Source organism: Nocardioides sp. NPDC057577 (assembly GCF_042801335.1).
Taxonomy (GTDB): Bacteria; Actinomycetota; Actinomycetes; order Propionibacteriales; family Nocardioidaceae; genus Nocardioides.
In genome coordinates this window covers 1-8,467 of sequence record NZ_JBHVGB010000221.1, presented here as the reverse complement: position 1 = coordinate 8,467, position 8,467 = coordinate 1, and the positions used below count along the sequence as shown (strand labels likewise).

Annotated in this window: 10 protein-coding genes; 3 read left to right on the top strand and 7 right to left on the bottom strand. The window is 67.8% G+C overall.

What is annotated here, in order from left to right; all coding sequences use genetic code 11:
• Positions 1-38: 38 nt before the first annotated feature.
• The gene (locus ACFU7D_RS27000) at positions 39-422 is read right to left on the bottom strand and encodes a DUF805 domain-containing protein (protein ID WP_378728783.1); all 384 of its coding nucleotides are present in this window, start codon (positions 420-422) and stop codon (positions 39-41) included.
• A 143-nt stretch (positions 423-565) separates the two neighbouring features.
• Between ACFU7D_RS27000 and ACFU7D_RS26995 the strand changes: the two genes are divergently transcribed.
• Positions 566-1,165 carry a Maf family protein gene (locus tag ACFU7D_RS26995; protein ID WP_378873176.1) on the top strand — a complete coding sequence of 200 codons (600 nt, stop codon included), beginning with the start codon at positions 566-568 and terminating at the stop codon, positions 1,163-1,165.
• Here ACFU7D_RS26995 and ACFU7D_RS26990 read toward each other — a convergent pair.
• The 6 genes from ACFU7D_RS26990 to ACFU7D_RS26965 all read right to left on the bottom strand — a co-directional run bounded on the left by ACFU7D_RS26990 (position 1,122) and on the right by ACFU7D_RS26965 (position 7,203).
• A complete protein-coding gene (locus ACFU7D_RS26990; protein WP_378873174.1) occupies positions 1,122-1,724 on the bottom strand; it encodes a GtrA family protein in 603 nt (200 codons plus the stop codon). The genes ACFU7D_RS26995 and ACFU7D_RS26990 overlap by 44 nt on opposite strands.
• 94 nt (positions 1,725-1,818) lie before the next feature.
• Positions 1,819-2,997, bottom strand: coding sequence for an acyl-CoA dehydrogenase family protein (locus ACFU7D_RS26985; protein WP_378728786.1), 1,179 nt, complete (start codon positions 2,995-2,997; stop codon positions 1,819-1,821).
• Positions 2,998-3,063: 66 nt separating this feature from the next.
• Positions 3,064-3,951 carry a carbohydrate ABC transporter permease gene (locus tag ACFU7D_RS26980; protein ID WP_378728787.1) on the bottom strand — a complete coding sequence of 296 codons (888 nt, stop codon included), beginning with the start codon at positions 3,949-3,951 and terminating at the stop codon, positions 3,064-3,066.
• Positions 3,948-4,973, bottom strand: coding sequence for a carbohydrate ABC transporter permease (locus tag ACFU7D_RS26975; RefSeq protein ID WP_378728788.1), 1,026 nt, complete (start codon positions 4,971-4,973; stop codon positions 3,948-3,950). Before ACFU7D_RS26975 ends, ACFU7D_RS26980 begins: the two co-directional genes overlap by 4 nt.
• 4 nt (positions 4,974-4,977) lie before the next feature.
• Positions 4,978-6,387 carry an N-acetylglucosamine/diacetylchitobiose ABC transporter substrate-binding protein gene (gene ngcE, locus ACFU7D_RS26970; RefSeq protein ID WP_378728789.1) on the bottom strand — a complete coding sequence of 470 codons (1,410 nt, stop codon included), beginning with the start codon at positions 6,385-6,387 and terminating at the stop codon, positions 4,978-4,980.
• A gap of 51 nt (positions 6,388-6,438) precedes the next feature.
• A complete protein-coding gene (locus tag ACFU7D_RS26965; RefSeq protein WP_378728790.1) occupies positions 6,439-7,203 on the bottom strand; it encodes a sugar isomerase domain-containing protein in 765 nt (254 codons plus the stop codon).
• 112 nt (positions 7,204-7,315) lie between these two features.
• On the opposite strand from ACFU7D_RS26965, the gene ACFU7D_RS26960 reads away from it, so the two are divergent.
• Both ACFU7D_RS26960 and ACFU7D_RS26955 read left to right on the top strand, forming a co-directional pair.
• Complete coding sequence (locus tag ACFU7D_RS26960; protein WP_378873171.1) at positions 7,316-8,278, top strand: N-acetylglucosamine kinase; 963 nt, start codon at positions 7,316-7,318, stop codon at positions 8,276-8,278.
• Positions 8,279-8,346: 68 nt separating this feature from the next.
• Positions 8,347-8,467 (top strand): biotin carboxylase N-terminal domain-containing protein (locus ACFU7D_RS26955; protein ID WP_378873178.1); only part of this gene is annotated, 121 nt, incomplete at its 3' end.

Sequence of the window (8,467 nt, the reverse complement as noted above, 5' to 3'; positions counted from 1 at the left end):
AGTCTAGGGACTGATCGTCGCTCGTGGTTAGCCGCCGGTCAGGCGACGTTGTACTTGTCGCCCTCGGGCTTCTCCGGGAGGACCCAGAAGACGATCAGCGCGATCCAGCCGATGCACGGGAGGAGCCAGAGCAGCTGCCACCAGCCGGAGCGGCCGGTGTCGTGCAGGCGTCGCGCGCCGACCGCGAGGGACGGGACCAGGATGGCGAGCGCGAAGATGCCGCCGATGATGGAGCCGGCGGTCGAGTCGGCGCCGAGGAGCAGGTTGATCGCCATGTTGACGACCACAGCAGCACCCCAGGGCCACCAGAACTCGGACCGGCTGGCGCGGCCCTCGAAGGAGGCGTACTTCTTGAAGAAGCGCACGATGGCGTCGCGGGGCGACGCGCCGCGGAGCGGCTGGCTCAGCGTAACTTCGCCCACGGGGCCAGCACCGTACGGCTGCTGGGGCGGGGGCGGCGGGTAATCCGTCACTTCGGATTTCTCCTCATTGAGATGGGTTGGATGTGCGAAACCTAGTCGGGACGGACTCCGGGGTAAAGGACCGCTACCCCTAGGGTTGAGCCATGACCACGCTGGTCCTTGCCTCCAAGTCCCCCGCCCGGCTGCAGACGCTGCGCAGCGCAGGTGTCGAGCCTGTGGTGATCGTTTCCGGTGTCGACGAGAGCAGGCTCGTCGGGCTGCCGCCGACAGAGCTGGCGCTCGGGCTCGCCGAGCTCAAGAGGGACGCGGTCGCCGGCCGACCCGAGGTGCCCGAGGGAGCGCTCGTGCTGGGGTGCGACAGCGTCCTCGAGCTGGACGGGAAGCCGTTGGGCAAGCCGCACGATCCCGAGGAGGCGACCCAGCGCTGGCGGGAGATGCGGGGGCGCAGCGGCGTACTCGTCTCCGGGCACGCGCTGATCGACACCGCGACCGGTCAGCAGGTGTCGCAGACAGCTGCCACGACGGTGCACTTCGCCGATGTGAGCGACGAGGAGATCGCTGCGTACGTCGCGACCGGCGAGCCGCTGCACGTCGCCGGTGCGTTCACGATCGACGGGCTCGGCGGAGCGTTCGTGACCGGGATCGAGGGCGACCACCACAACGTGGTCGGGTTGAGCCTGCCGCTGCTACGCGACCTGCTCAGCCGGCTCGGTCACGTCTGGCCCGATCTGTGGAACCGCTGACCCGTTCGCGAGGCTCCGGGGCCACCACGAGCGGCCCCTCGGCAGCCCTGAGCGCTGCCGCCTCCTCCTCGACGCTGCCGTAGACCTGCGTGTAGCGGATCGGGCGGCCGAAGACGAACTTCCGGAACAGGAAGAACCGGGCGACCTGGCCCATCAGCACGCCGACCACGTTGGCCGAGAGGTTGTCGGCGATGGCGCTGTCCCAGCCGATCACGGTGCGGGTGACGTACAGGCAGGCGACCGGCAGCACCATCGTGACCGCGTTGATCACGACGTAGGCCGTGAACCCGCCGTCGGGGTGGTCGGAGACACGGTGCCGGAACGTCCAGCGGCGGCTCAGGTCGTAGCTGATCAGCATGCCGACCGTGTTGGCGATGATGTAGGCCGGGATCGGCTGACCGTTCATCGGCCCCGCACCCAGGAAGAAGCCGTGGACCAGTCCGTTGAACAGCACGAAGGCGACTGCTGTCGCGATTCCGCCGACCATCATGAAGCGGACCGCTTCACCGAAGACGCGGGTGCGACGCAGCCGTCCCAGCAGCTGTCCCCCGAACACCATGTGGCCAGAGTAAACGGTCAATGGTGAGATGGCTCTTGATTACTTCGCGGGTTTCGTTCAGCGTGCCGTAGGATTCGCGCCTATTCGACGGGCCCTACTCCACAGGAAGACCGAGACCTCTCGCGATCAGCATGCGCTGCACCTCGGAGGTGCCCTCGCCGATCTCCAGGATCTTCGCGTCGCGGTAGAAACGGGCCACCGGGTACTCCTCCATGAACCCGTAGCCGCCGAAGACCTGGGTGGCGATGCGGGTCGCGGTGACGGCCGACTCGGTGGCGTACAGCTTGGCGGCCGCGGCCGCCTGCTTGAACTCCTTCATCGTCACGGCACCCGAGTCGAGCCCGGACTTCATGGCCGCGGCCTCGTACGTCAGCAGGCGCGAGGCCCGCAGCATGACCTCGAGGTCGGCGATCTGGAAGGCGACGCCCTGCTTGCGGCCGATCGGGCCGCCGAAGGTCTGTCGCTCCCCCGCGTACTCGAGCGCCATGTCGAGGCAGGCCTGGATGCAGCCGACCGCGAGCGCGGCGATCGCGACCCGGCCGTCGTCGAGGGTGGCCAGGAACTGGGCGTAGCCACGGCCGCGCTCGCCGAGGAGGTGGTCGGCCGGCACCCGGGCGCCGTCGAAGGAGAGCGGGTGGGTGTCGGAGGCGTGCCAGCCGAGCTTGTCGTACGCCTTCTCCGCCGTGAACCCGGGCGTGCCCGAGGGGATCATGATGGTGCTGATCTCGGGCTTGCCGCCGGCGCGCTCGCCGGTGCGGGCGGTCACGGTCACCACCGAGGTGATCGAGGAGCCGGAGTTGGTGATGAACTGCTTCGAGCCGTCGACGACCCACTCGTCGCCGTCGAGGACGGCCTTGGTCGCGGTCGCGCCGGCATCCGAGCCGGCACCCGGCTCGGTCAGCCCGAACCCGGCGAGCTTCTTGCCCGCCACGAGGTCGGGGAGCCAGCGCTCCTTCTGCTCGTCGGTGCCGTAGGTGAGGATCGGGTTGATGCCCAGGCCGACGGCGGCCTCGAGCGTGATCCCGATCGACTGGTCGACGCGGCCGAGCTCCTCGATCGCGACGCAGAGCGCGACGAGGTCACCCTCACCCCCGCCGTACGCCTCGGGGGCGGTCAGGCCGAACAGGCCCAGCTCACCCATCTTGTGGACCACATCGACGGGGAAGTGATGGTCGCGGTCCCACTGCGAGGCATGGGGCGCGATCTCCTTCTGGGCGAAGTCACGGACGACAGCACGCAACTCTTCGTGCTCGGGCTGGAGAAAGGCGGTCACGCGCCCTAGGTTAGCGCTTATTAACCTAGGGCGCGAGATCCGCGTCACATCCGAATCAGATCAGGGTCAGCGGAACGTGCCCGTCGAGACCGTTCCCGCGATCCTCCGCTGGAAGATCAGGTAGACGACCAGCACCGGAAGCACGGTCAGCACCACCCCGGCGAAGAGCGCGCCGAAGTCGACGTTGTAGCCAGCCTGGGACGAGAACGAGGCCATCCCCTGGGTGAGCACGTAGTTGTCCCGGTCGGTGTTGAGCGCCACCGGGAGCAGGAACTGGTTCCACAGCCCCAGGAAGTTGAAGATCGCCACCCCGGCCATCCCGGGTGCGGCCATCGGCAGCATGATCTGGAAGAACGTGCGCCACTCGCCAGCACCGTCCATCATCGCCGCCTCGTAGACGTCGTCGGGCAGCGTCTTGAAGAAGGCGTAGAGGAAGAAGACGGTGAACGGCAGCGCATAGGCGACGTAGGTCAGGATCAGCCCGGGCAGCGTGTTGAGCAGCCCGAAGCCCTGGAGCACGAAGAACAGCGGCACGATGACCAGGAAGACCGGGAACGTCAGCCCCGCGAGCATCGTGTAGTAGATGACCCTGCGGCCGAAGAACTCGAACCGGGCCAGCACGTAGGCGCACATCGCCCCCAGCAGCATCACCAGCACCAGTGCGGTGCCGACGACGATGACCGTGTTGAAGAAGTAGGTCCCGATGCCGGCCTTGGTCCAGGCGCTGGCGTAGTTGTCGAAGCTCCACTCCGCGGGCAGCGAGAACGGCGAGGACAGGATCTCCTTCGACGTCTTGAACGAGGAGAGCACCACCCAGCAGAACGGCACGATGACGATCACCGACCAGATGATCAGCATCGTGTGCGAGGTGCCGGCGACCAGTGCGTCGCCGGGGGTGCGTCGCTGCCCGTCGGAGTGGGTGGCGACCGGCTTGTCGAGAGTGACGGCGCTCATCGGCCTACCTCTCCCTTCTTGTCCCGTCCGCCAGCGAAGTGGAAGACGACGAAGACCAGGGCGGCGAAGAGCAGCGTGACCAGGGCGAGCACCACGCCCATCGAGGTGGCGTAGCCGAACTGGCTCTTCTTGAAAGCGGTGTTCATCAGGTGCTGGCTCATCGTCAGCGTGCTGTTGGCAGGGCCGCCGCCGGGGGCGAGGGCCGCCATGAAGACGTACGCATCGAGGGTGAGGATCCCCAGGTAGATGTAGGCCGTCTGCACGTTGTCGCGGATCGAGGGGAGCGTGATCGAGATGGCCGTGCGGAAGCGGCCGGCGCCGTCGATGCGGGCGGCCTCGTAGATCTCCGCGGGTACGCCCTTGATGGCGGCCACGAAGAGCACCGTGTAGAAGCCGATGCTCGCCCAGATGATCACGAACATCGAGGCCGGCATCGCCGCACGCACCTCCCCGAGCCAGGCGTAGTCCTTGAACCCGTCGAGGCCGATGCCGGTGAGCATGCCGTTGAGCAGGCCGGCGGCAGGGTCGTAGACCTGCGCCCAGAGGAGGCCGATGACGACGGCCGGGACGGCGTAGGGGAAGAACGAGACGACCCGGTAGAAGCCGGACCCGTTAAGTCCGCGGACCTGCCCGGTGCTGGGACCGGCGGTGGTCACGACCACCGCGATCGCCAGTGCCGCGACCAGAGTCACCAGCGGCACCACGAGGGTGAGCAGGATGTTGTTGCGCAGCGCCTTGAGGAAGGTCTCGTCGTCGAGCAGCTTGGCGTAGTTGTCCAGGCCGACGAAGTTCATCACCGGCGAGAAGCCGGTCCAGTCGGTCAGCGAGTAGAAGAGGGCCTGCCCGATCGGGACCACGACGAAGATGACGAAGACCGCGACCGGGAGGCCGAGGAAGACCGTCATGAACAGTGCCCGGTCGAGGGTGAGCTTGCGGCGGCGCCGGCCGGGGGCGGCCCCCCAAGGATTCTCCTCGGAGGGGCCGCCGGCCGTCACGGCCATCGTGGTGGATGGGTCTGGCATGGTGTCAGGAAACCTTGAGCTTCTCGATCGATGAGTCGTCGGCGACCTTGTCGAAGATGCCCTGGACGGCCTTGGTCAGGCCCTTGACGTCGAGGTCACCGGAGAGGAACGAGTTCCACACGACGAGCTCGTCGGCGTTGGTGCCGTAGTAGTCGTAGAACTGGAAGTTGAAGGTGTTCTCACCGGCGGCGTCGAGCATCGCGCTCTGCGACTTCAGCGCCGCGGAGCCGAACCCGTCGGCAGGGATGGTGTCCTTGACGATGGTCGGCGCAAGCTTCGTCTTGGCGAAGTTGGTCGCGGCCTCCTTCGACAGCATGGCGCGGAGGATCTCCTTGCCGCCGGCGGGGTTCTTCGCCTTGCTCGGGACGATGAACGCCTCGCCGGCCGCGGCGCGGACGGCCTCGTACGGCAGTGCCGGGCTGTCGCTGAGCACGAACTCCGGGATGCCGGTCATCTCGAAGCCTGCCTTGGTGGCGTCCTTCATCTCGTTCTCGATCCAGCCACCGCTGGGGTAGAGGAGCGCCTGCTGGTCGTTGGACCACTTGGCCTGCGCGGCGGTGAACTGGGTGCCGGCGCCGCCCGGGATGAACATGTCCTGGCTGACCATCTCACCGAGCTTGCCGAGGATGTCCTGGATGACCTGGTGGGACCAGATGCCCTTCTCGAGGTTCTCGAGACCGAGGCGCACCTCGTCGCCGCCCTCCTTGGCCGCCGAGTCGATGACCAGGGTGCGGTAGTAGGTCGCCGCCTCCTTGCCCCAGGTCCAGAGGTACTTCTTCTTGGCCTTGGCCTTGGCACCGAGCTCGAGCGCCTCGTCCCAGGTCTTCGGCGCGGTCCAGCCGTTCTCCTCGAACAGCGAGGCGGAGTACCACACGCCGTAGAGGGTCATGACGTAGTTGATCGCCACGAACCGGTCGCTGTAGGTGCCGGGCACCTTCACGTTCGGGTAGAGGGTGTCCTCGATCTTGACACCCTCGTAGCTGTCGGCCGCGAAGACGTCGTCGAGCTCCTCGAGCTGGGCGGCGATCGAGCTGAAACCGATCAGATCCGCACCCGAGTTGTCGATCAGGTCCGGGGGCGTGCCACCGACGAAGCGCGGCTGCAGCTCCGTGGCGATCTTGGTCGTGGCGCTGACCTTGAGGTCGGCGTCCGCGAACTCCTTGCCGACGATGCCGGCGGCGAACTCGACGTAGTCGTAGCCGTAGCCGCCGTCGAAGATGACCGCGTCGACGGTGCCGTCCTTGGGCATCCCGAACGGGTTGGTGTCGGACTTGGTGCCGCCGCCGGAGTTGTCACTGTCGCTACCGGGCGCGCCACACGCGGCGAGCGCTCCGGAGAACGACACGAGCGCCGCGCCGGCGAGGGTGCCGCGCAGAAGGGTCCGGCGGTCGAGCCGGTGAAGCTGCTGGGACATCGTGCTGCCTTCTTTCGGGTGGGTTCCTCGTTACTTCTTCATTACGGGTGTTCAGGCCATGCTTCCGATGCGCTCGCCGTAGCGAGCCTTCAACGCATCGTTGTGCTCATCGCCACCCGGGATATTGGCGGAGAGATAGAGGGGCGGGGTCTCGCCTGCCTCCTGGATCCTCGCGGCGGTGGCGAGGGTCAGGAGCTGGGCGATGTAGGCCGCCGTGATGGAGGAGACGGCACCGGCGGCGACGCCGTCGGCGTCGGCGAGCGGGACCGTGGCGTCGCCGAACGGGGCCAGGTTGTCGATCACCACGTCGGCGATCTCGGCCAGGCGCTTACCGCTCGGGTGCTTGGGGGTGACCGCGTTGGTGTGCTCGAGGCTGGTCACCGCGATCACCGTGTGGCCCTCCTCCTTCGCGCGCAGCGCGATGCCGACGATGGAGCCGTTGACACCGGAGTTGGACGCGATGAGGAAGACGTCCTCGGGGTGGAACTCGTGGAGCTCCCAGAGCTCGTTGGCGATGTTGGTGTCACGCTCGAGGAGGCCGCCCTTGAGGTCGCTCGCGGGCCGGTCGCCCTTGAGGACCGTGTCGCGCAGAGCGATGGCGTGGGTGGGGATCAGGCCACCGGCGCGCCCGGCGATCTCCATCGCGAACGCCTGGGAGTGACCGGTGCCGAAGGCCTGCAGCACACCGCCGTTGCGGATGCTGCCGACCATCGCCTCGACCGCCTTGTCGAGGCCGCCGGACTGGGCCACGGACTGCAGCTCGGACAGGCGTGTGCGAACCTGCTCATCGAAGGTCGCGAACACGTCACTGGTCAATTAGTCCACCCACTTTGCAAACTCGGGCCGCGACCGTATGCCGAGCCCTGCGCACGAAAACTATTTGGAGAGAGTACGCCTGGCAATGGTTTTCTGTTACGAAACGGTGTCAATGACTCACAACTATCTGGGACTCGACGCGGGAGGCACCAGCACTCGCGCCGTCGTGGTCTCCTCCGACGGACGTTGCGGAGGCATCGGGAAGGCCGGCAGCGGCAACCCGACCTCCGCCGGAATCGACGCTGCCACGACGGCGATCAGGGCTGCGGTCACCCAGGCCGTGACCTCCGCGAACACCGGCCGGCTCGCCGGTGCGGCTCTGGCGGTGGCGGGGGCGGGCGACTCCGGCCATCGGACCGCGATCGTGGCCGCACTCTCCGACCTGGTCGCGGTCGAGCCGGTCTTCGACTTCGATGTGCTGGCGGCGTACTTCTCGGGGACGGCGGCGCCTGATGGCTATGTGCTGCTCTCTGGCACGGGGGCGTCGGCGGTGCGGGTCGAGGACGGCCGGCTGGCCGGGATCTCGGACGGGCTGGGTTGGCTGATCGGGGACGTCGGCTCGGGTTTCTGGCTGGGCCGGGAGGTCGTACGTGCCGGGCTCGCGCCGCTCGACGGGCGGGGCGCCGCGACGCTGCTGACCGACCTGCTGCTGGACCGGCTCGGCACCATCCGGGACGAGCGGCCACAAGGCGGACGGACCGGGACCCTGGTGGCGGCGACGGCGGCGCTCTACGCGATGCCGCCCCTGCGGCTGGCCGACTTCGCCTCGCTCGTCTTCACCGCGGCCGGAGCCGGCGACGAGGTCGCCGCGGGCATCCTCGACCAGGCGGCCGTGGGGCTGCGGGAGACGCTGGCGGCGGTGCGTACGCCTGATGTCGAGGGGCCGTTGGTCGCGGCCGGGAGCGTTCTGGCCCGGCAGCCCGACTTCGCCGCACGGGTCGCTCCCGGGGCGGTGGTCGCCACCGACGGCCTGGCCGGAGCGGCTGTGCTGGCGCTGCGGCATGCGGGCGTGCTCGTCGACGACGCCGTGTACCGCCGAGTAACCTCCTCGCTCGCTCAGCTCACCGAGGTGTGACAATCGTTACGACGGGCTGCTGGCGTCTGGGCGAGATGGCCTCCCCTAGCATGTCCATGCATTCACCGATGGAGGAGTTCTCGTTGAGCAAGCCACTGACAAAGGTCTTGATCGCCAACCGCGGTGAGATCGCCGTGCGAGTGATCCGTGCGTGCAAGGACGCCGGGATCGGCTCGGTCGCGATCTATG